Genomic DNA, 22,462 nt, shown 5'->3' on the forward strand with positions numbered 1-22,462 from the left:
TTTTTATTTCGACAAATTTCGGGTGGTGACAGGCACCTATGCGATGCGGAAGGCGATGATGATGGCAGCGATTAAGACCAGTATTGGAGCGATAAATATTAGGAAATCATTCATTCTGGCTCCCACCTTTCGTTTCAGACAATCCCTTTACATAATCTTTATCAAACAGGAACAGACGTAACACTAAATAAAGAGAAGGTATCAGTAATAGAAACCCTGCTAAGAACGCTATAATTAACGATATGGCCATTGTTTCATTTGTGAACCCATCATAAATCGTTAAATGGGGGTACAGTAAATACGGATAATGGGAAATCCCATAGCCGTAAAACGCAAATGCAAATTGGCCAACTAACAGTCCAAATGCAATCCCATAATGACGTCGTTTCCATATGAGCCAAACGGTACCGATAAATAATAGAAAGGAGATGCCGAACATCCATCCGACATTCATGAGCTGCTCAAAATGTGCTTCATTATGAAAGCGCAACTCATAAATAATCCCACCTGCTGTAATAATGGTTGGTAACGACCAGAATAAAGCGTATTTTCGCAGCAGATTGGCTGCATGTTTATCCCCAGCTTGGTTGGCATACCATGTAAGAAAGACAGCTGATATATATAGGACAGCAGTGACACTTAATACAACGATGCTCCATGTTAAAGGACTTGTGAATAAAGCCCAGTAATCTAAAACAGGAGCACCATCTACCATGGTTATAAATCCGCCTTCTGAAATGGTTAAAACAACGGATAAGGAAGCTGGCAGGAATAATCCAGATAATCCATACATAAAGGCATATCCACGATGGCCCTTTGAACCATATGTTTCAAAAGCGTAGTAGGAGCCGCGAATAGCCAGCAAGATGATGGCAATACTGACAGGGACTAGTAAGGTTGTTCCATAGTAAAATGCGGTTTTAGGAAAAAAGCCTACAATACCCACAAAAAAGAATACGAGAAATACGTTGGTAATTTCCCAGACAGGTGATAGATAGCGCTGAATAATTTTTGTTAGGATATGTTTTTTTCCAGTAAACGAACTATAGGCATTAAAAAATCCTGCACCAAAATCAATGGATGCGACAATGACATAACCAAATAAAAATGTCCAGAGTACCGAGATTCCTATAATTTCAAGGCTCATTTGGCTCCACCACCTTGTTTGGCAAGTTCTTTTTCCACGGGATGATGGCGAAACATTCGTGTCAAAATCACAACTGTACCAATTCCAAGAATCGCATAAAGACCAGCGAACAGAATAAACATTATCCCGACGTGATCACTAGTTGTAGCAGCCTCACTTGTCGTCATGATTCCACGAAGAATCCATGGCTGACGCCCAAATTCTGTCATCCACCAGCCAGCTTCAATTGCAAGGAGTGATAATGGTCCGCCTAGAACGAGAAGCCAGCGAAATGGTTTGGTTTGAATAAATGACCAATTTCGTTTTACGCCAATCCAATAGAATAAGGACAAGCCAATCATAAACATCCCAATCATTACCATAAGATCGAAAAGATAATGGATAAATAGGGGAGGAGTTTCTTCTTCAGGAAACTCGTTCAGCCCAATTACCTCTCTTGATGGATTTCCGTGTGCCAATATACTTAATGCGGATGGGATTTCTATTGCATACCTAGTTTCATACTCTTCGTTTAATATCCCAAACAAAATGAGTGGTGCATGTTCTTCTGTTTCAAAATGCCATTCAGCAGCAGCGAGTTTTTCAGGCTGGTATTCTGCTAAGTATTTTCCAGAAAAATCACCTATTATTACGGTTGCTATAGAAAAAACAAGCCCGACTTTCATTGTTAAAAAGAGTGCTTTTTTATGGTAATCGTGATTCGAACCTTTAACTAAACGGAATGCTGCAATGGAAGCAAGCACAAACGCTGATGTCATAAACGCTGTTGATATAACATGTGCAATTTTTGTTGGAGTGGCTGGGTTAAACATGGCGGCTAAAGGATTGACATTGACCAATTCTCCATTCACCATTTCAAACCCTTGTGGTGCGTTCATAAAAGCGTTAACGGTTGTGATGAAAAATGCAGACATCGCTGCACCAATAGCAACGGGAATCAATAGCATTAAATGCTTGCGCTGATCTTCAAATCGATCCCATGTATATAAATAAATTCCAAGGAAAATAGCTTCAAAAAAGAATGCAAAGACTTCCATAAATAATGGGAGTGCAATGACGTTCCCTGCCAGTTCCATAAAATTCGGCCATAAGAGGGATAATTGCAGTGCTATCGCTGTACCTGTTACTACCCCGACAGCAACGGTTACAACAAATCCACGTGCCCACCGTCTTGCTAAAAGAATATAATGCTGGTCGTTCTTCTTGATGCCTACCCATTGCGCAATCATTATCATAAGGGGTACTCCAACACCAATCGTGGCGTAAATGATATGAAATGACAGGGTGAGCAAGGTCAACATCCGACTGCTAATTACCGGGTCGTCAAAAAACACATGCCATCTCTCCTTTATATGAACTAACATTGATTCCTTGAATAATCCTGGAATCGATGGCATAGTGATATCCGCTAGGTACTTGAAAAGTCTGTAATATGAGTTTTCACTATAACCATCTTATTAACCTATTTTAACCTCGAACACCCTCCCTGGCACCCCAATCTTATGACAATTTTATAACAAAAGGTGCCTGTCACTACCCGAATTTTGTCGGCAGGGTGTAAATCTATAATGGGACTATGTATGTCTTCAGTGTTTATTCGTCATATTCATTACATCTACAAACCAATTTCTTTTCGCATGAAGTGGAATGTGATAGTATGAATTATTGTGTATCAAAATCCTAGTCATCAACTACGATTATATTTTGTCATAATAAGTGTTTTCTGGGGTATCGATAAAATGAGTATATTTTAAGGTGATTTAATAGAAAGAAGGAAAAAAAGATGGTTAATCAACAGACACAAGAACAAACAGACCCTACCACTGTTAATCGTGGACCACTCATGATGGTGTTAATTTCAGGAGCTTTTGTGGCAATTCTCAACCAAACACTGTTAGGTACGGCATTACCGCCTATTATGGAAGATTTGAATTTAGATGAGAATACGGTCCAATGGTTACAATCTATCTTCATGCTTGTAAATGGAATTATGATACCTATCACGGCATTCTTAATCGAACGGTTTACAACAAGGGGATTATTTCTTAGTGCGATGAGTTTCTTTGCGATTGGGACGCTAATATGTGCCCTATCCCCAAATTTCTCCTTTTTAATGGTAGGAAGAGTCGCACAAGCAGCTGGCGCAGGAATTATGCTGCCATTGATGCAGACCATTTTATTTTTGGTTTATCCAATTGAAAAACGAGGAACAGCTATGGGGATGTTTGGATTAGTCATTGCGTTTGCACCAGCAATTGGACCAAGTTTATCTGGGTATCTGGTGGATCAATTCCCGTGGCGTAGTTTATTTTATATTGTCTTACCGATCGCAATAATAGATATTATTGTTGCTTATTTCATTTTAAAAAATGTTACAAAACAAACCTTTCCAAAAGTGGATGTTATTTCCATTATCTTGTCTACCTTAGGGTTTGGTGGATTATTATATGGCTTCAGTTCAGCTGGTGGAACTGGTTGGGGAAGTACACCTGTTATTGCATCGTTAATTGTCGGTGCTATTACACTTATTTTATTTATTAACCGACAGCTAAAATTAGATCATCCAATACTAGAATTTCGGATATTTAAATATACGATATTTACATTAACGACTGCACTTGGTATGGTTGTGTTTATCGCGATGATTGGTGGTGCGGTAATCCTTCCATTATTAATGCAAAACATGCTTGGGTTCTCTGCATTAGAATCAGGACTTGCTTTACTACCAGGTGCCATTTTGATGGGGTTAATGAATCCAATTACAGGAAGACTATTTGATAAATTTGGTGCAAGATGGCTGGCTATTATTGGGTTAACCATTGTTGTAATTACAACGTTTCTATTTACGGTCATTAGTATTGAAACAACCTTTGCATATATTGCTACGGTAAATGCAGTTCGTATGCTAGGGGTTGCGATGGTTATGATGCCAGTAACCACAGCAGGATTAAATCAGCTTCCATCTAATTTAATGCCACATGGTACAGCAATGAACAATACGATGCGACAAATTGCTGGTGCAGTAGGAACTGCGCTATTAGTAACCGTTATGACAAATAATGCGATTCCAGATGAAGGAGTTAGTGGCGCGATCCATGGTGTGAATGTGTCCTTTATTGTTGCAGGTGTAGCAGCCATCATTGGATTGATATTAGCATTTTTTGTTAAAAACTCTCGACCTGGGGTTGACGATATTAAGTCCATAACTACGAAATAAACAGTATCTTAAACGGCTACATTATTGTAGTCGTTTTTCGTTTTTCTATTCAAAGTAAACACATTGGAATAATTTGTTATTAGTGATAAACTTTATATGAAAGGGAGCGATAGAATGGATGTGTTTGATGCTATTCAAGCAAGACGTGAAATAACTGCATATACTGAACAGGAGATTGAACGTGACGTATTAGAAAAAGTGGTAGATGCGGGCGTTTTTGCACCAACTGGAAATAATTTACCTTCAAAGAATATCATTGTTGTGCAAGATCGTAAAACCTTGGACCAGTTAGCAAAAACAACCCCTTATATGAAATGGTTGGAACAAGCTCCTGCAGCTATTGTTGTTACTGGAAAGTCACACATAAGTAAGTATTGGCTGCAGGATGCTTCGATAGCTTGTGCCTTTATTTGGCTTGAGGCTGTCGAAGTGGGGTTAGGTTCAGCATTTGGAGCAGTATATAATGCGCATGATGAACGGGAGTCAGAGAAAAGAGAATCCTATGTTAGAAATCTTTTGAACATACCTGAGGAAGATCACGTTGTTGCAGGATTAGGGTTAGGATATCCGAAAGAAGAGCCTAAACCTAAGAAGCATACACCTCGGGACCAAGTTGTTTTTTATGAATCTGTATCTAATGAAAAAGGAGAGTAGTGGTGACACTTCTCTCCTTTTTTTCACGTTAGGAAAGTATAACATTTTAGCTAAGAAGAAGACTCGACGTTGCTAAAATTTTAATGTCCCAAGTATAAGAAAAACGAACACATTCGCTAAAGGACGAGCGAATGCCTTAGTTGCACTTATACAGTAGGAAAATTTTTTATACTTTCCTATCTGCTAAAATAGACCTTTGGACAAACTAAAACAACGGGAATTAGACATAGGGATGTGGCGTGCTTAGTACTTCTAGGTCTTGTTCTTTTAGACTTACATGTTTAGTGCTTTATTTGCCAGTTTTTGATCGCTTTTTAGTAACTCACCTAAATCATAGGATGGATATAGGCCTTTTTGATACATATAATTAAAAATTTGCTCATGACTCTTGATCGCGTTTTGTAAATGATTATTCAATGTTCGACGGAGTACTGGGGTCGCCGTTTCCGTTATGGCTATCGCATAATTACGGACTGCTGTTTTGCAAAAAGCCAATAAATCCCCAGCAAAAAAATCAGTACTAACTTGACGAAATTCCTCGTCTTGATCCTTTTCTCGTGGTGCAGTCGAATAGAACTGAAGGAGTTCTCCAATATGTTGTTCAAGTTGTTTAATAGAATTTTCATAAATGGTTCTGAGGTTATTATCTTGTATATCTTTAATTGACTTTTTTAATTTCATTAATCCAATTGATTGAAATGCAACCAACTCATGTATTTCAAGTGTTTCGTGCCATGCTAAATGTTGTTTGTTATCCATTTGTTCCATACGTATCCCTCCTAAAATTAGTCAATTATACTATATTCATTTGGTTCAAGTACGAAACAAGTACAAAACAAATTAGGCAGTTGTCAGTGGTGAAGTTGAGAAAGCAATCCTTTTTGGAATAGGCTGTTTTCTAAAAGATTGTTGCTTTCTAGTATGAAACGTCATGCATATAAGATGGATTATGCGCAATAGTTTTATCTATGAATACCGCTACGGAAATAAATTTCGCTTTCACCATGGGCATAAGTGCGACATCTGTTCAAACTTTACGTTTCACAGTGTCTACTTAACCGCAAGCACGGCCTCAGCCTCCTCGGAAGAAAACCACTTCCTGCTCAGGTCTAGATGCGTGCTGTTCCTGCAGGAGTCGACAGTCCTACACTCCAATCAACTAGTATATTAGCAATAGCAATGATTAGAAAGAGGACAGCACACATCAGCGAAGGAAAAACACGAAGACTCCTGCGGGAAGTAGGAGATAGGTGAGACCCCACAGGGCGCTAGCCCGAGGAGGCTCACCACTCCCCCGCGGAAAGCGTAGTGTTTTTCCGTAGCGAAGCAATGTGCATATCCTAACTATTGCACATAATATGGATTATGCGACGTAGAATACAACAAAGTATACGAAAAGAACCTTGGATAAAGTCATGACTTAGAGAAATAATAGGGATGGAGGTGTTTTGATGAGTAAAAAAAATAATCGAAATAGACAAGAACATTCTAGTGTTAATCCACAAGGGTTATCTGAAGATCGAGCAAACCAACGTCCAAAGTCTCAATTAGAACAACGTGCCAAAAAGAAAAATACCAAAATTTAAACGTGAAATTTTCTTTGATAGAGGGTGAATATCATCGATAATACGTTAAACTACTTACGGGAATCGTTATCTAATTATATGGAACATGACTTATGTCAAGAAATAGTGGAAAAAATCGAAAATCATGACTATGAAAGTGAAGAAGAGTTTGTCACAGCGTTGGATGACAAGGAAATGGAATATTTGGATAGTATGTTAGAACGAGAATTGAGATATGCAAAAAATGTAGAAAATGATATTCGTGTAAAAGAGCTAACCGAGGTATATGAACTCCTGTTTTAACAGTAGGTTAAAATTACCATTGAAATCTAATGGGAAAAGATATAGTATATAAGTACAAGCTACGATGTTCGTATTTAATTAAGTTTTAACCTCTAATTGGATAATAGGGAGTTTTACATTGGAACTCTAATGTCGTGCCGTCTGTGAGCGGAAGACAGGAAAGTTTCTGCAAACACCCACTTTGTGAAGTGGTGGTTTAAAACTTTTTATTAACAAATACGGCAATTGTGGCTACTTACTTAGATAATGAAACCAGTTTCTCTAAAGAGAGGCTGGTTTTTTAAATTGTTTAAACTACATATACCTTGGAAAAAAAGGCTTGCCCAAAAAATTTCAAATATTGCTTTTCAGGTGAATCTTCCATATAATTTCAGTACACTGTATTTCTTTAGCAGGCCAGAAAGTATAGATCGACCTATTTGACTATTGGCTATAGACCGTCACGTCAATCACAACGCCAGTACTAGCACGTGCTATGCGTCGAAGGGAGTGTGGATTGTGAGTAATTCTGAAAATATAAATCAGATGAATAAGCTTCCGGTTGTTGCTGTGCTATTAGCTGGAGCGTTTTTAGCAATCTTAAACCAAACGTTGTTAGCTACTGCTATTCCACCAATTATGGAAGATTTACATCTTACGGAGAATACGGCACAATGGTTAACAACAATTTTTATGCTCGTTAATGGTATTATGATTCCAATAACAGCTTTTTTAATTGAAACTTTTACGACAAGAAGATTATTTTTAACTGCAATGAGCATTTTTGCAGTTGGAACACTTATTTGTGCAATTTCCCCTAATTTTTCATTGTTAATGACGGGGAGGGTCGTTCAAGCTGCTGGTGCTGGAATTATGCTTCCTTTAATGATGACGATCTTTTTATTAATTTTTCCAGTGGAACGTAGAGGTACTGCAATGGGAACGGTAGGGTTAATTATATCGTTTGCACCAGCTATAGGCCCAACTCTTTCTGGGTGGATTGTAGAGCAATACCCATGGAGAGCTCTTTTTTATATCATTTTGCCTTTGGCGATTATTGATATCATCATTTCCTACTTTGTGTTGAAAAATGTAACAGAGCGAACATTCCCAAAAGGTGGATATTCCTTCTATCATTTTATCTACCATCGGTTTTGGTGGGTTATTATTTGGCTTTAGTAGTGCTGGTGATTATGGATGGTCTAGTCCATATGTTATTGTCCCACTTGTGATTGGACCCATATCCTTAGTTTCGTTTATTCTAAGACAATTTCAGTTAGCGCAGCCTATCTTAGAATTTCGGGTATTTCAAAATAAAATATTCACGATTACGACCGTTATTGGGATGATTGTGTTCATGGGATTAATTAGTTCAGAAACGATTTTACCAATTTATATGCAAAAAATGGCAGGATTCTCTGCATTTGAAACAGGTATTATGATCATGCCAGGGGCTCTAATAATGGGAATGATGTCTCCGTTAACTGGTCGGATATTTGATAAGATAGGAGCTCGTTATTTAGCGATTATTGGTCTAAGCATCATGACGATAACAACGTTTATGTTTACTAATCTAACAGCTAATACGTCTTTAACTTATTTAACGATTGTATTTACGATACGAATGTTAGGGATGTCGATGGTCATGATGCCTGTAACTACAGCTGGGTTGAATCAGTTACCAAAACGTCTTATCCCACATGGTACAGCGATGAACAATACGATGCGCCAGGTAGCAGCTTCCATTGGAACAGCTATTTTAATCACCGTAATGACGGCAACCCAACTGGATACTGGTGCAAGCACAAATCCGAATGATATGATTCGCGGCGTTAACATTGCTTTTTATGTAGCAACTTTTTTAACGGCGGTTGCACTCGTATTATCTTTTTATATTAAGCGTTCAACGCCAGCTGAAGATCGTGCTAGGGTAGCCAAAACAGAATTAGAATTAGAAAAAAGAAAAAATCGTTATGCCTAAAGAGGCTTAACGATTTTTTTTGCACGTTAGGGAGTAAGTATAAAAAGTTGGCCTCATTACTGTCTTATATAGGAAAGGCCATGTCCAGCTCCAGCGCCTACCCCCTCGAGGTCATAAGTCAATCCACATTACGAGCAAAAAACGCCACGTCGAGGCTTGGTTTATACTTGGCAGATAGGAAACAAAACGTTCTTACTGCATAAGTGCAACTAAGGCTTTTGCCATAAGAACTCGGCGAAAAGCCTAGTTTTCTAATCGGGGGTGATCAAGGCGCTTGCGCTTTTGTTCTTGATTTTAAGCATTAAATGATATGATCGGTTTGTAAATAAGTGGTAAGAGAGGAAGAATGTTAATCGAAAGTGCTTGTCAGTACACAAATTATCATGATGAGATGTGAAAGTGAATCGAGAATGTTTGTCGATACAAAAATCAGAAAGAAAAGATGTAAAAGAGGTTGTTCAAAAAGTCCGGTGAAAATGACACATCGAATTTCTTCGTTAGCTTGCTTTTCCGTTACTCATGTATTAAACGAACTAAGGAACTTCTACTAAAACCGTCCACGTCCTGTGACCAACGTAGAAGTCACCACATCCTGTGGAAGTCCGTTACTCAAAGCTACGCTGCCTCGAACTTCCGACGTACAGGACGTACTAGTGTCGGCGTTGTAACAGGACGGCTGAGACCTTAGCCGACTCGGTCCTTTTAATCCTCCTTTTTGAACACGCACTAAAAGTGAACTGAGCACGCATGTCAGATCAAAAGTCAAAAAGAGGGGATACTAAAAGTAAATCGGGCGTGCCTTTCAATGTCAAGATTAGCCTGTAAGTCTTCAAAAGGGAGTCGAGATCCCCTCTTATTTGATGCTTTTTATCTCTAAATTTTTTCAAGTAGCAAGTTTTCTCATGTAAAAGCAGGATACATTTTCTAGTGTCACGAAATGGTTAGGAGCAATAATTTTACAATCTGGAGGGAAATATGAAGCACATTATGAAAATAGCACATAGTATTATTCACCCTAGTTCTATCCAAGAGGTGTTTGTCGAATATGACTTAGCACCAATTGAGGATTGTAAGCTGTTGTCGCGGCACACACATGATACATATAAAATTACAACAAAAGAAGATTGTTATATTTTTAGAATATATCGACAAGATTACCGAGATGAAGCTTCTATCCTATTTGAATTGGAAGCCATTCTCCATTTACAACAAGCGGGACTACCTGTTTCCTATCCCATTCCTAAAAAAGACGGATCCTATATATGTGAAATCCAAGTACCTGAAGGAGTTCGTTATGGTGTTTTATTTTCGTTTGCAGAAGGAATACGCCCACCAGTTAATGAAGAAAATGCCTGGTTGATCGGGGATACGCTTGGTTATTTACATAACGCATCACAGACATTTGAATCCAATTATCAACGTGCATTTCAAATTGATACAGACTATTTGTTGGATCAACCATGTGCATCATTAGCCCCTGTGATCGAACGATATTTAGGGGAAAGTGCAGTACAGGTAATGAATGAAAGGGTTGATGAGTTGAAAACCACCTTAGATGGAAAAAGTCTCGAGGTAGGATTTTGCCATGGTAATTTTTATCCGCATCATATGCATAAGCATGAGAATAAGTTGGAGGTATTTGGATTTAATCATTGTGCTATTGGCTATCGCCTTTACGATGTGGCTGTAGCGTGGTGGAATTTGCATGCTAATTATCAAGCAGACGAAAAGCCAAGTTATGAAGCCTTTCTTAATGGATATCTTGCACAACGACCTTTATCTGATGATGCTCTTAAAACAATTCCACTACTCATTACAACTAGAAGAGTATGGCTATTAGGTACAATGGTTGAAGAAGAAATGATTCGGGGTACCAATTGGATGAGTAAGAATGTGTTTGAATTATTTTTATTACATTTAAAAGGAGATCGAATAAGAGATTAATAAGATAAAGTGAAACTTCAATCAGTGGGGGGTTCCTTTCCTCCCCCACTGATTGTTAGTTGAACGAATCGGACATTTACGGGCAGTTTGATCCCCCACTTATCTTTCTTGGATCTCCTAAGAAATCTTGAAGTGGGGGTCTTACTGCCCGTTACATGCGGGATAAAACTGTCTAGCAATAAGTGGGAGTTGTTAGCATGATTGAACAAAAAAAGACGTTATATGGAGCGATTCTTATATTAGTTGTAGCGGTGGGCTTAAATATTCCATTTCCTCATCATGAGCCATTGGGTGAAACAGTAGCATGGATATTAGGGGTACCTGTGCGGACAACAAATGGATTCTATGTTATCGGGTTATTTTCACTTTTACTCGTTATTATTGGATTGTATTTTCTCATGATGGCGTTAAAAAAATATCATGTACGAATGGTGGTATTAACACTTGTTTTAGTTAGCATCATGCCCCAATCGTTAGCGGATTTATATCAAAAAACATTCGCTTCGGATATTTATGCTATTGGATATGAACGTGAATCTAGTCATTGTGTGTTTGATAAGGTTGCTGCCACAACTCTTCATGGGGAATGCTTTCTCTCTTTTGAAAATCATAGTCAAGAAGAGGTTACATTCTTGTTGGAGTTTCGTGATCCATATCCGAGTAGTGTGAAGATGGAAACATTAATGAACGAACATGCACCATATGAGGTGTCCGTTAAAGGAAATGAACAGAAAAATGTAAGATTGGAAACCAATTTGGATGTCTCTGAACTAGAAAATGTGATAGAGAATGGAACAACAAATGGCGTGCACATTCGCATTTATTCTGATCAAAATAGAATACGAGAGTTATAGAAAGGAAATGAATAAATTGAGGTTACCAAAAACGATAGTGATTCTGTTGATGCTAGTACTTATTGTTGGATGCATGTCACCATTTGGCTTTGAAGAGGAGGATGTAACAGAAATTAGAGTCTCAGAGTTTGAAGATTTCGGTCAGATTAATGGATCAGACGAAGAGGTCTATACCAGTGAGGATGAAATCAACCTATTTGTTACTGCTCTAAATACTGCGCATAAAGAAGATGGTTCAGTAGATATTGCTCGCGGTGATTTTGATATACGGATCATACTGGATGATGGAACAGAAGACGGCTTCCACTTATGGTTGGCTGATGAGTTGGAGTCAGGGATCATCATGCATGTTGATGACACCCACACCATTTATACGTTAACAGACGAAGCAACAGAGCAGTTAAAAGATCTCTTATTATAAAGTGACTTCAATCAGTGGGTGCGCCACTTATCTTTCTTGTTTCTCCTTGAAATCTTGAATGGAGGTCTTAATACCCGTTACATGCGGGACAAAATTGAAGTAGAAAAGGGAGGGAAATAGATGTATTTAGCATTATCGATTGTATTGTGCACGCTATTGGGCTTTATCTTATTTATGTCAGGACCACTTGTTGGAGGTTTCTTGGCTTTCGGAATTGTTTTAGGGTGTATTGTTAGAGGATTATATTTGCTTCAACAGATTTATAATAATTTACCTACTCAGTCTGATAAGGTAGAACAGGCCTATGAAGCATATATAGAAAAAAAGCATGATGGACAAACATAAATGTGGTGTATGGAAGGATATCTCTCTTCGACTGTGAATACCATCTAAGTAAAATACATTCACGAAAAGGGAGGATTTTTATTGGATCCAACGATTGTGTCAAAAGATGCCTTTCAGGTGATCGGTTACCACTTTGTTGCCAATACCAATGAAATACGTAGAAACAATATTGAAAAGGAAACATTAGAAAGGTTACAAGCAAACCAAGCTAACATCCCAAATCGAGTCGGGGATACCATTTACATTATTCGAATTTATCCAATGAAGGAAGACTTTGATTTCTTGCAGGATAAGTTTACACAAATAATAGGGTATGAAGTAGAGAATGTAGAAGAATTACCAGATGGTGCGATCAGTCATACCATGCCTAGTGGTAATTACGCAAGCTATACTCATAAAGGGACAGAACGGAATGTAATAAACCAACTAGGATATATTTATGGAGAGTGGTTGAAGGAAAATAGATTGATTCCGTTAGGCTATGATATGGAATGCTGGGAGCCGGAAGATGTCCTTTCAGGTGAGGCGGAGATGTATATTGCAACAATAATGCTCTAACTTCCATCTGCAGGGTTTGCGCTCTTGTTCGGAATTTTGGTACGATTAAGCATAAGATCATTGAAAAATGGAGGTAATCATGGTGGCAACGATAGAGGATTTTATGGAATTAGATCTACGGATTGGAACGGTTGTAAAAGCAGAACCATTTCCAGAAGCACGTAAACCAGCGATAAAGCTAGAAATTGATTTCGGTGAGTTGGGCATTAAACAATCATCTGCACAAATTACAAAGCGATATGATCCGGAAACATTGATTGGCAGGCAAGTGGTAGGGGTTGTCAATTTCCCTCCTATGCGTGTTGCTGGCTATAAATCAGAGGTATTAGTCATTGGCGGGACACCAGATAAGGAAGATGTTGTGCTATTAGGACCAGATGAACAGGTACCAAATGGAACTCCTATTTCCTAATGAAGGAGTGATATAGATGTTTTGGAAAAGTAGTCGTTTGGTATTTGCATTCATTGGTGTCCTCCTATCTGGTTATATTTTAATAAGTGGGAATCAAGCGTTAATGCCACTAATGATGCTATCCTTAGGGTTTTTATTGTTATCCGTTGGCTTTGATGAACTGCAGCGAAAACAAAATAAACACTGGGGATATACCAGTATTATTGTTTCCCTATTTGTATTTTTTGTTTCAATACAAAGTTTTTTATACATGTAGGTCATAGTTGAAGAAGGTGTTATCGGAATGGAAGAAACCAATCAAAAGTCCATTGCTGCCCTAATTCTTGGGATCTTATCGATTGTGATCCCGTATATCGGATTGGTATTAGGGATTATTGGTATCGTTTTAGGAACGAAAGGATTACGCGAGATAGATAACCATGCTAATCAGACGGGGAGAGGCATAGCTGTGGCTGGAAGGGTTTGTAGTATAGTAGGCATTTGCTTGCAAACCCTTCTTATATGTTTTGTTGTGTTAGGTGTTGTGTTATTTTTGACCTTTTAACAGGGACTTAGTTTTCAATAGAAAGTGATGAGTAATATGAAGTTTTTCCAACATCGATTAAAATCCATGTTTATCGTACAAGCTTTGTTAGGCATTATCGCTATCATTCTAGTCATTATCGGATGGATACGTGATTATCAACCAGAATTTATTGTTTCTGCAAACTATTTAGTCGCTGTGATTATTTTTTTATCTGGTCTGGAAAAGTACCGATTAGATAAAAATAAAGGCTTTTTCCTATTTACGATTTGCGTTAGTATTGTTCTCGTTTGGTATTGGTCATGGCGATATTCTTTAGTGATTAGTTTTGGGTAGTACACCTTGTAGGAGGTGTTTGGATGAAGGTAACGGAAGGAACATTTCAAGGTTTTCAAGAATTAACGATATTTTATCGGGAATTTTCCCCAGAAAAAGATCCAAAAGGTGTCGTCATTATTGTTCACGGTCTTGGGGATCATAGTGGTGGAATTCGTAATTTGTGTGAAGCATTAGTCGAGAATGGGTATCGTTCCTATGTACATGATTTACGTGGACACGGAAAAAGTCCTGGTACACGTGGGTTTATTCGAGATTGGGAAGAATATCGAAATGATTTACACGCATTCTGTAAATTAGTAACAGAAATCAATCCAGATTTACCAGTATATTTAATTGGGCATAGCATTGGTGGTGTTATTGCAGTTGATTATGCAATAAATAATGCTAGTAAATTAGGAGGACTAATTACCATATCGCCCGCAATATCCTATGAAACATCTTTTATGGAAAAGTTGTTAATAACGGTAATGGGAAAGTTGAAATCAGATTATACGATTGATCAAGGTGATGATTTAGCGTACTTAACAAAGGATGAAAATGAATTACAACCTCTAAAAAATGATACTCTACGTCATAGTACCGTTACACCTGGATTAGGAAAAAGCCTCATGAAGACATTACCTCGCATGATGGAACAAGTAAAAACGATTAGAATTCCTTTTTTACTGCAATTCGGTCTAGATGATACTATTACACCACCTGAGATATTACGAACATTTTTTGAGGAAGTTGGATCAGATGAAAAGGAAAAATATGAATATCAAAGTGTTAAACATCGTCCGTTTGATGACACAGATAAAGAAACGTTCTTGCAAGATATGGTAAGTTGGCTAGACGAACAAACAGAAAACATTTACCGTCTAGAAAAAGGGACGACATAAGTTGAGGTGTAGAGATGTCAGAAAAATACAGTTGTTAAATTCAGATCCAAATAAAAAAGGTGCCGTAATGGATCTCCATCTTGGTATTGTACGGCAGTTAAATTAGATTTAGAGACTAGAAAGGTAATAGAGTGAATCAATCTAATCCACAGCAATTGCAACTGGTTTCCAAAAATAAGGCAGATAACTAACAAAGGCATTCCCTGTGAAATGTAGAGAATGCCTTTGTTTTACTAATCAGATAAGGAAATAGAATCATAGGTGACTTCTTGTTTCTGATTATTACGATATTGCAGAAGTTTATTTGTCACATAAGATTGCTGAATGGATAGAAGTCCAATATTATTATCTGTCTCCATGATGGAACCACGACTATTCATTTGATAGTTAATTTCTTCATACCATTTCATATCCTGTTGATGCCTACCATCATGATTTATCAGATTATTGTGCGTATCACAACAACGGAATAGTGTACGGTTTTTCCGTTTTAAACTATTAAACCAAACCATTATTTTTAATAATAATCCCCAGATACCAGAAAAGCTCATATTGTGAATCGGGCTACTGGTGAATTGATTAATGGTTAATTGCTTTTTATTTTGAAACGATACGTTGGATTGGACAGCATTTGCATAATGGACATCTCCAGATAAGATGAAACAATTTGCTGGATTCCATTCGGTCAGCTGCTGAAGAAATTGATTAAACCCTTTGCCATTATATTTCCATGCTTCAAAGTCTAGGTCATACTGTATTGGGATGCCAAGAATACGAAAAGGATAGACATATCGATATAAAAAAGATTCCGTAATACCAATCCCATAAAGCGGGGTCGGCGAAATAATGATAAGTGGATCCCCTTTAGTCCAATGACTTCGTGTTACTGTTTGATTAATGATTTTCCACCCTTCTTCAGAGATTAATTGTGCAGTGTGTTTGCCTTCATCGATGATATTTCCAATACGTACTGGTTGTGGTTTTAATTCAAAGGATCGCATTGTTCGGGTGTCTAGAAATAGACTCGAAGGATAGGTAGGTGCAACAAAGCTCCAGCGATTAAAATGCCATAATCGATCAATCCATTCCTCGTAGATGGTAGATTCTACTGAAAATGTTTCAGAATAACGAGCTATTGTGTGGATGAACGGCTTTTCAAAAGTTTCTGGATCATTCCCCCAACCTTGAAATAGCCAATAGGCAGTTAATCCATTTGCAATGATATGCCTTCCTAATGGTGAATCATAAACACGTTCCTTCCAATCAGAGGAAATATTCCAATCATCTGTTACATCATGATCATCAAAAATCATATACGTCGGTGTATTAGCTAGTACTCTTCGTACAAGTGGGAGTACTCTAAGAAAATGAGTGACTTCTCTTTTTTCTTCTTCGTATCGCTTATAGTGTTGTTTCCGCTCTTTTTTACGGTCTTTTTCGTAATGCTTCTGATTTGGATAGATGAAATAATAAGCATCCTCTTCCATTAAATCTTCAAAGGTTGGAAACGCATTATTTTCTAAATTTGCTTCCCAAATAGAGGGGCTCCATGTCAAGAGATACATGGTCGCAAATTCATGAAATGTCATAAGATGATTGGCTGCATGATTAGAAGTGAACTGACAGAATTCGTCTGAAATATATTGTCTTCCATGGATTTGCCTTATTCCATGTTTGAATGGCTTTTTGGTAAGTCGTTTGTCTATATGGTGAAGCTTTTCTGATTTTGATCCTGCTAGTTGGTCACTCCATTTTGAAATGAAATAAAATATGGGATCTGCCACATCATCAGCGTATATTTGATCCCCCATTAAAAAGAGATAGCTAGGTCGATCTTTTAAATTATTCGCATGTTGTCGAATCGTTAAGTCAGCACTTGTAAAACTGTCATCTCCCTTGCCATGGGGTTTTCGACATGAGCCATAAAGAATGGTTTGCTGCTCCTGTTCATTAATATAGAAGGTTGGGTATTTGAAGTCATGATAAACTATCGAGTATGGATTATCAGGTGAAAGGAGCTGATAATTATCTAGATCCACCGTTTCCATATAGTTTGAGAAATATAGATTATAGCCTAACAACACATCGGTTGGAAATAAACCTTTTACAGGAACAACATTTATTAAATGAATATATAGGTTTTCTCCTGATTGCATGGTTTCTGTTTTTGTTTTGGTTTCAAGCTGGACATATTCTTTCGTATCACTGTTTGTTTTCACATGATAAAGTGCTGCTTCGATTTGGAAGAACTCACTAGTCGCAATCCATATATAAATATTGGTTGGTTCTACTCGTCGTAGTATTGGTCCTGTTAGTAATGTGGGAAGTTGCATGATATACCACCACTTTCTGATGAAAGAAGTTATACTATACTATTCTATGTTTTGGTGGTATGGATTGTTTAGGTGATTGGAACAGATAATCGTAATATATGACCTTTATTCCGCATGTAACGGGCAGTAAGACCCCCACTTCAAGATTTCTTAGGAGATCCAAGAAAGATAAGTGTTGGATCAAACTGCCCGTAAATGTCCGATTCGTTCAACTAACAATCAGTGGGGGAGGAAAGGAAACCCCACTGATTGAAGTTTCACTTTATTAACATAGCGGAACGAGAAACCGCCTAGTTTTATGGGTGAATCGTCATTCCGTTATTTGCCGAAAAACCCATGTTTGGAGTGTGGTTTGTAATCCTCGTTACTTTATTTATGTTTTTACTCCTATTAATCCAATGATTTAATACGATTCGGTTAATCGTAGTACGATATAACTAAAAAACATCTAAAACGTGTGAAGAGTATACAATTTCAAACTTATTCTTTATCTGGTAAACTATTAGCATAGACAAGGAGGATGAGAGATGAGTGATGAGAATAGTTTTTCGTTAAAAGAGTTGTTATTAAACGATTATAATGGGCAACAGGATGGCGATGGAGTTTCTGGTAACCGGTTAGCGGAACGTTTAGATGCAATATCTAAAATTGGGTTAACCGAAGATAATGGTTCTAATCGTCCTGGTTTCTCACATGAAGAAAAACAAGCGAAAGATTTAGTTGCTAAATGGATGGAAGAAGCTGGCTTAGAGGTACGACATGATGGAGCTGGAAATGTGTTTGGTCGATTAGCTGGCAAACAAAATGACGCAAAAGCGATTATGAGTGGTTCTCATGTTGATAGTGTTCCAAATGGTGGGCATTTTGATGGCGTGCTTGGAGTCCTATCCGCTTTAGAAGTAGTAGAGGCTTGGAAAGAAACAGGATATCAGCCTGAAAAACCATTTGAAGTCGTTATTTTCTCTGATGAGGAAGGTGCACGATTTAATGGTGGTCTTCATGGTAGTGAAGGAATGATGGGTACTGGTGATATTAATGAAAAGTTAGAATTGACGGATACAAATGGTCTACGTTTTGCAGAGGTATTAGAAGATGTTGGTTTAAGTGTTGAAGGATACAAGGCTTCAAAACGAAATCTAGATGAGCTTGAAATGTTTGTAGAGGTACATATTGAACAAGGAAAACGGTTGGAAAAAGAAAACTTGCCATGTGGAATTGTAACCGGGATTGCAGGACCAAGCTGGATTGAGTTTACATTCAGTGGAGAAGCAGGACACGCGGGAAATACTCCAATGAATGATCGAAACGATGCTCTTGTTGCTGCTAGTGAGTTTATTTTTGAAACAGAAAAAATCCCGTCTCAAGTAAGCGATTCTGCAGTTGCGACAATTGGAAAGCTACATGTGAAACCAAATGGTGTCAATGTTATTCCTGGTGAAGTGAAACTCTATGTTGATATTCGTGATATTTATCTAGACTCTAGAGATGAAGTCGTCAATCGAGTATTAGCACTAGGAGATGATATCGCTAAAAAACATAATATAGACGTTGATCATTTTGTGAAAATGCGTGTTTCTCCTGTACCAATTGCCGAAGAAACGCAACAATTATTAGAAAAGTCATTTCAGGATAAGGGAATGTCAGCCTATAAATTGCCAAGTGGTGCAGGCCATGATGCACAGATTGTTGGGGGAAAACTACCAATCGCGATGTTGTTTACAAAGAGTAAAGACGGTCTTAGCCACAATCCTGAGGAATGGTCCGATTTAGCCGATTGTGTTCAGACCGTTCATGTGTTAAAACGATTTCTCGAAAATGCACAATGATAGAAAAAAAGATAAAGTTCGAACACAGAGCTTTATCTTTTTTTCTAGGCAGTTTTCGCTCCTTTAAGTATAAGATTTAATGAATAATAGATGGATTATACGCAATAAAAAAGTGCTGTTGATTTCCGCTTCGGACACTCACTTTTGCTCATTCAATAAGGGTCAAGCGTTTGAATTCGTTCCGGCTGAATACTTCGCTTTCACCATGGGCATAAGTGCGACATCTGTTCAAACTTGTTCGTTTTCACAGTGTCTTCTTTACCATGGACACGACCTCAGCCTCCTCAGAAGCAAAAACCGCTTCTTCCGGGGTCTTCGGACACGTGTTGTTTCCATAGGAGTCTACGTATTCTGCCTCCACTAGTAGAGGTTTTCTAATCAAGAATTAATTAAAACCCATGAAATTAACATGTCGTGAAGTTCATCTTACTTAAGCCAGAAAAAAATTATACTAAGATCTGGAAAATGCGAGTCTCTTCAAAAATAGAAGTTGACTGTCCGCTGCTCAAATCAGCGAAGGAAAAACACGTAGACTCCTGCGGGAAGTGGGAGATCGGTGAGACCCCACAGGACGCTAGTCCGAGGAGGCTCACCACTCCCCCGCGGTAAAGAAGACACTGTGAAAACATAAGTTTGAACAGATGTCGCACTTATGCCCCTGGTGAAAGCGTAGTGTTTTTCCGTAGCGAAGCTATGTTCATATCCTAGTTATTGCGCATAATATGAATTATGCGACATTGTCTGTTCAATAAATTGTGATATCTTAATCATCCATTCATTCCTCAATCCTTTATACTGGAGGTAGAAGTATAGGGAAGTAGGTGTCCGAAATTGATGATCGATGTAATATTGGATGAGTTTCATTTTTCTTCATTGTGGAATGGGGGAATCTTTTTATTTTTAAGCTTTTCTGCTATTATATATGTTTTACTTTTACCAGCTAGTAAAAATCACTCATGGAAGAGGATTATTCTCTTCATTAGTGGCCTAATCATTCTGTTTGCTGCAGTTGGTAGCCCATTGAATATTTACGGAAGGTTACTGTTTAGCTATCATATCGGACAGGTTATTTTGTTATTATTAGTTGCTCCTCCATTAATATTACTTGGACTAAAAACAAAAATACCAGCATCATTTTTAAAAAATCCAGTGGTAGAAAAGATAAAAAGAATTATAACGTCCCCAGTCTTTACACTTATATTGTTTAACGTTTTGTTTTACGGATACCATATCCCGTTTGTATTTGATAATGCTAGAGTAGATCTATTTTTAAATTATTTCTATTTATTAGCGTTATTTATTGGCGCACTATTACTCTGGTATCCATTAATTAGTCAGACTAGATTAACACGAAAGCAAAAAGGGATTTATGGTATCACAACAAGTATCTTATTGATTCCGTTTAGTGTATGGTTACTTATGATGAATACCAGTCTCTATAACGTATACACGGATTTCTCGGAATTTGTTGCCTCCCTTGAATATTGTTTGCCACCAGGAGAGACATTGCCTGTAGAATATGTGGAAGCATTATTACCAATCGCACCTGTTTATGAGCAACGATTAGGTGGAGGGATATTCCTTATTATTCAGATCCTATTATTTAATGGATTGTTATTTTTTATCAATAAGTTTAATAAGGAGGAAATGTAATCTACCAAATATTGTTTCCCCTATTCTTTCTTAGTTTTCTGTATAATAGAATTATAATAAGAAAGTTTATTATTAGGAAGGAGTGCGTTTGTGAAACGTAAAATTTGGTGGAAAATTGGAATCGGGATTATAATTCTATTATTTATCATAAATGGTATTGCGAGTTTTTATTTTTATACTTTAGCGATTGAGCGTGGTCCGAAAGATTTCTTAAATGGAAATGAAGATTTAGAAGTATCTGCAGAAGCCATGAGTGAATTTACAGAAGGAACTTGGCGTGATTGGGTCGGTGAACAAGATTTCGACGAGTGGGAAATCACCTCTTATGATGACCTAACATTAAAAGGCTATTATCTAGAGGCAAAAGAGCCAACGAATAAAACGGTTATATTAGCACATGGCTATCTTGGGAATGCAAAGCAGATGGGTCTTTATGGTCAGCATTATTATGAAGAGCTAGGGTATAATCTATTGATGCCAGATGCTCGTGGTCATGGTCAAAGTGGCGGAGATTATATCGGCTTTGGTTGGCATGATCGTTTAGACTATTTGGATTGGATTGATCAAGTAATCGAAAAGGTTGGTTCAGATTCAGAAATTATTCTTCATGGTGTATCAATGGGAGCAGCGACCGTATTAATGACAAGTGGGGAAGACTTGCCAGCAAATGTCCAAGCGATCGTTGCAGATAGTCCTTATACAAACGTGAAAGAACTTTTCTCCTATCAGCTTGAACGAATGTTTCATTTGCCTGACTTCCCTGTATTACCAACTACGAGCTTGGTAACCAAACTACGTGCGGGTTACTCGTTAACAGAGGCCTCTGCCTTAGATCAGGTGAAAAAAGCAGAAGTACCAATCTTATATATTCATGGAAATGACGACACATTTGTTCCCACTGAAAATGCCAAAACACTATATAAACACACAGGTAGTGAGGCTGACTTAGTATTATTTGATGGATCTAGTCATGGCGAAGCATTTGTCATTCATCAAGAACGTTATATTGAAGAATTAACAAGTTTTTTACAAACATATATGAAATAGTTCAACTTCCTGTCATAGATGGCAGGAAGTTTTTTGTTTCACGTTAGGAAAGTATAAAATTTTAACTAAGAAGAAGACTCGACGTTGCTAAAATTTTAATTAAGAAAAACTAACACATTCGTTAAAGGACGAGCGAGTGCGAGTTGTTCTAATAAGTCGTGGATGTTTAAAAAATACTTCTGGATTTTATTTATTTTTAAGGCTGTTTTCTAAAAGATTGTTGCTTTCTAGTATGAAATGTCTTGCATATAAGATGTATTATGCGCAATAGTTTTAACATGTTTCCTTATATCCTTTATAGGATGAGTGGTCAACCATCGCAGCGGAAAACACTCGCTTTCACCATGGGCACAAGGGCAACATCTGTTCAAACTCCCAACGGTCGTTTTCACAGTGTTTTCTTTCCCTCCGGGAACGCTTCAGCCTCCTCATAGAAAAACGTAAGCGCCTTGGTCACACCCGATTAGAAAACTTGGCTTG

Annotated in this window: 22 protein-coding genes, 1 other RNA gene and 2 pseudogenes; 20 read left to right on the forward strand and 5 right to left on the reverse strand. The window is 37.7% G+C overall.

What is annotated here, in order from left to right; genetic code table 11:
* Positions 1-36: 36 nt before the first annotated feature.
* The 3 genes from cydS to GHC26_RS10245 are packed head-to-tail and all read right to left on the reverse strand — an operon-like array spanning position 37 to position 2,511.
* Positions 37-114, reverse strand: coding sequence for a cytochrome bd oxidase small subunit CydS (cydS, locus tag GHC26_RS16215; protein WP_404821783.1), 78 nt, complete (start codon positions 112-114; stop codon positions 37-39).
* On the reverse strand, positions 107-1,147 hold the full coding sequence (locus GHC26_RS10240; protein WP_163971169.1) for a cytochrome d ubiquinol oxidase subunit II: 1,041 nt from the start codon (positions 1,145-1,147) through the stop codon (positions 107-109). The genes cydS and GHC26_RS10240 overlap by 8 nt, the downstream gene beginning before the upstream one ends.
* Positions 1,144-2,511, reverse strand: coding sequence for a cytochrome ubiquinol oxidase subunit I (locus tag GHC26_RS10245; RefSeq protein ID WP_163971197.1), 1,368 nt, complete (start codon positions 2,509-2,511; stop codon positions 1,144-1,146). Before GHC26_RS10245 ends, GHC26_RS10240 begins: the two co-directional genes overlap by 4 nt.
* Before the next feature lie 419 nt (positions 2,512-2,930).
* On the opposite strand from GHC26_RS10245, the gene GHC26_RS10250 reads away from it, so the two are divergent.
* Positions 2,931-4,364, forward strand: a complete 1,434-nt coding sequence (locus GHC26_RS10250; protein WP_163971170.1) for a DHA2 family efflux MFS transporter permease subunit — start codon at positions 2,931-2,933, stop codon at positions 4,362-4,364.
* A gap of 114 nt (positions 4,365-4,478) precedes the next feature.
* Complete coding sequence (locus tag GHC26_RS10255; RefSeq protein WP_163971171.1) at positions 4,479-5,018, forward strand: nitroreductase family protein; 540 nt, start codon at positions 4,479-4,481, stop codon at positions 5,016-5,018.
* Between the two features lie 273 nt (positions 5,019-5,291).
* Here GHC26_RS10255 and GHC26_RS10260 read toward each other — a convergent pair whose 3' ends face one another.
* On the reverse strand, positions 5,292-5,777 hold the full coding sequence (locus GHC26_RS10260) for a spore coat protein (protein ID WP_163971198.1): 486 nt from the start codon (positions 5,775-5,777) through the stop codon (positions 5,292-5,294).
* Positions 5,778-6,469: 692 nt separating this feature from the next.
* On the opposite strand from GHC26_RS10260, the gene sspL reads away from it, so the two are divergent.
* From sspL to GHC26_RS16220, 15 genes and pseudogenes are all read left to right on the forward strand, one after another.
* Positions 6,470-6,604 carry a small, acid-soluble spore protein L gene (sspL, locus tag GHC26_RS10265; RefSeq protein ID WP_163971172.1) on the forward strand — a complete coding sequence of 45 codons (135 nt, stop codon included), beginning with the start codon at positions 6,470-6,472 and terminating at the stop codon, positions 6,602-6,604.
* A gap of 30 nt (positions 6,605-6,634) precedes the next feature.
* Entirely contained in the window at positions 6,635-6,886 is a 252-nt protein-coding gene (locus GHC26_RS10270) for a sporulation protein (RefSeq protein ID WP_404821785.1), read from the forward strand.
* A gap of 53 nt (positions 6,887-6,939) precedes the next feature.
* Positions 6,940-7,124: non-coding RNA, 6S RNA (ssrS, locus tag GHC26_RS10275), on the forward strand.
* 287 nt (positions 7,125-7,411) lie between these two features.
* Positions 7,412-8,846, forward strand: a pseudogene (locus tag GHC26_RS10280) (DHA2 family efflux MFS transporter permease subunit).
* A 975-nt stretch (positions 8,847-9,821) separates the two neighbouring features.
* Entirely contained in the window at positions 9,822-10,790 is a 969-nt protein-coding gene (locus GHC26_RS10285; protein WP_163971173.1) for a phosphotransferase, read from the forward strand.
* A 197-nt stretch (positions 10,791-10,987) separates the two neighbouring features.
* Entirely contained in the window at positions 10,988-11,644 is a 657-nt protein-coding gene (locus GHC26_RS10290) for a hypothetical protein (RefSeq protein WP_163971174.1), read from the forward strand.
* Positions 11,645-11,660: 16 nt separating this feature from the next.
* Positions 11,661-12,065 carry a hypothetical protein gene (locus GHC26_RS10295; protein ID WP_163971175.1) on the forward strand — a complete coding sequence of 135 codons (405 nt, stop codon included), beginning with the start codon at positions 11,661-11,663 and terminating at the stop codon, positions 12,063-12,065.
* A gap of 120 nt (positions 12,066-12,185) precedes the next feature.
* Positions 12,186-12,410, forward strand: coding sequence for a hypothetical protein (locus GHC26_RS10300; protein WP_163971176.1), 225 nt, complete (start codon positions 12,186-12,188; stop codon positions 12,408-12,410).
* Between the two features lie 81 nt (positions 12,411-12,491).
* Entirely contained in the window at positions 12,492-12,968 is a 477-nt protein-coding gene (locus GHC26_RS10305) for a GyrI-like domain-containing protein (protein WP_163971177.1), read from the forward strand.
* 82 nt (positions 12,969-13,050) lie between these two features.
* Positions 13,051-13,380 carry a chaperone CsaA gene (gene csaA, locus GHC26_RS10310; protein ID WP_163971178.1) on the forward strand — a complete coding sequence of 110 codons (330 nt, stop codon included), beginning with the start codon at positions 13,051-13,053 and terminating at the stop codon, positions 13,378-13,380.
* A 16-nt stretch (positions 13,381-13,396) separates the two neighbouring features.
* Entirely contained in the window at positions 13,397-13,636 is a 240-nt protein-coding gene (locus GHC26_RS10315) for a DUF3953 domain-containing protein (protein ID WP_163971179.1), read from the forward strand.
* A gap of 27 nt (positions 13,637-13,663) precedes the next feature.
* Positions 13,664-13,924, forward strand: a complete 261-nt coding sequence (locus tag GHC26_RS10320) for a DUF4190 domain-containing protein (protein WP_163971180.1) — start codon at positions 13,664-13,666, stop codon at positions 13,922-13,924.
* A 36-nt stretch (positions 13,925-13,960) separates the two neighbouring features.
* The gene (locus tag GHC26_RS10325; RefSeq protein WP_163971181.1) at positions 13,961-14,239 is read left to right on the forward strand and encodes a hypothetical protein; all 279 of its coding nucleotides are present in this window, start codon (positions 13,961-13,963) and stop codon (positions 14,237-14,239) included.
* A 23-nt stretch (positions 14,240-14,262) separates the two neighbouring features.
* Positions 14,263-15,123: an alpha/beta hydrolase gene (locus GHC26_RS10330; protein WP_163971182.1), complete on the forward strand. Its 861-nt coding sequence runs from the start codon at positions 14,263-14,265 to the stop codon at positions 15,121-15,123.
* A gap of 72 nt (positions 15,124-15,195) precedes the next feature.
* Positions 15,196-15,258: pseudogene (locus GHC26_RS16220) on the forward strand (DUF6958 family protein); the annotation flags it as partial.
* 98 nt (positions 15,259-15,356) lie between these two features.
* Here GHC26_RS16220 and GHC26_RS10335 read toward each other — a convergent pair.
* Positions 15,357-17,456: a metallophosphoesterase family protein gene (locus GHC26_RS10335; RefSeq protein ID WP_163971183.1), complete on the reverse strand. Its 2,100-nt coding sequence runs from the start codon at positions 17,454-17,456 to the stop codon at positions 15,357-15,359.
* Positions 17,457-17,983: 527 nt separating this feature from the next.
* Between GHC26_RS10335 and GHC26_RS10340 the strand changes: the two genes are divergently transcribed.
* The 3 genes from GHC26_RS10340 (at position 17,984) to GHC26_RS10350 (ending at position 21,982) form a co-directional block, all read left to right on the forward strand.
* The gene (locus GHC26_RS10340; RefSeq protein ID WP_163971184.1) at positions 17,984-19,282 is read left to right on the forward strand and encodes a M20 family metallo-hydrolase; all 1,299 of its coding nucleotides are present in this window, start codon (positions 17,984-17,986) and stop codon (positions 19,280-19,282) included.
* An 834-nt stretch (positions 19,283-20,116) separates the two neighbouring features.
* Positions 20,117-20,935, forward strand: a complete 819-nt coding sequence (locus tag GHC26_RS10345) for a cytochrome c oxidase assembly protein (protein WP_163971185.1) — start codon at positions 20,117-20,119, stop codon at positions 20,933-20,935.
* 90 nt (positions 20,936-21,025) lie between these two features.
* Positions 21,026-21,982, forward strand: a complete 957-nt coding sequence (locus tag GHC26_RS10350) for an alpha/beta hydrolase (protein ID WP_163971186.1) — start codon at positions 21,026-21,028, stop codon at positions 21,980-21,982.
* The last annotated feature ends 480 nt before the right edge of the window (positions 21,983-22,462 follow it).

This window comes from Oceanobacillus halotolerans (assembly GCF_010993955.1).
GTDB classification, from domain to species: domain Bacteria; phylum Bacillota; class Bacilli; order Bacillales; family Amphibacillaceae; genus Oceanibacillus_A; species Oceanibacillus_A halotolerans.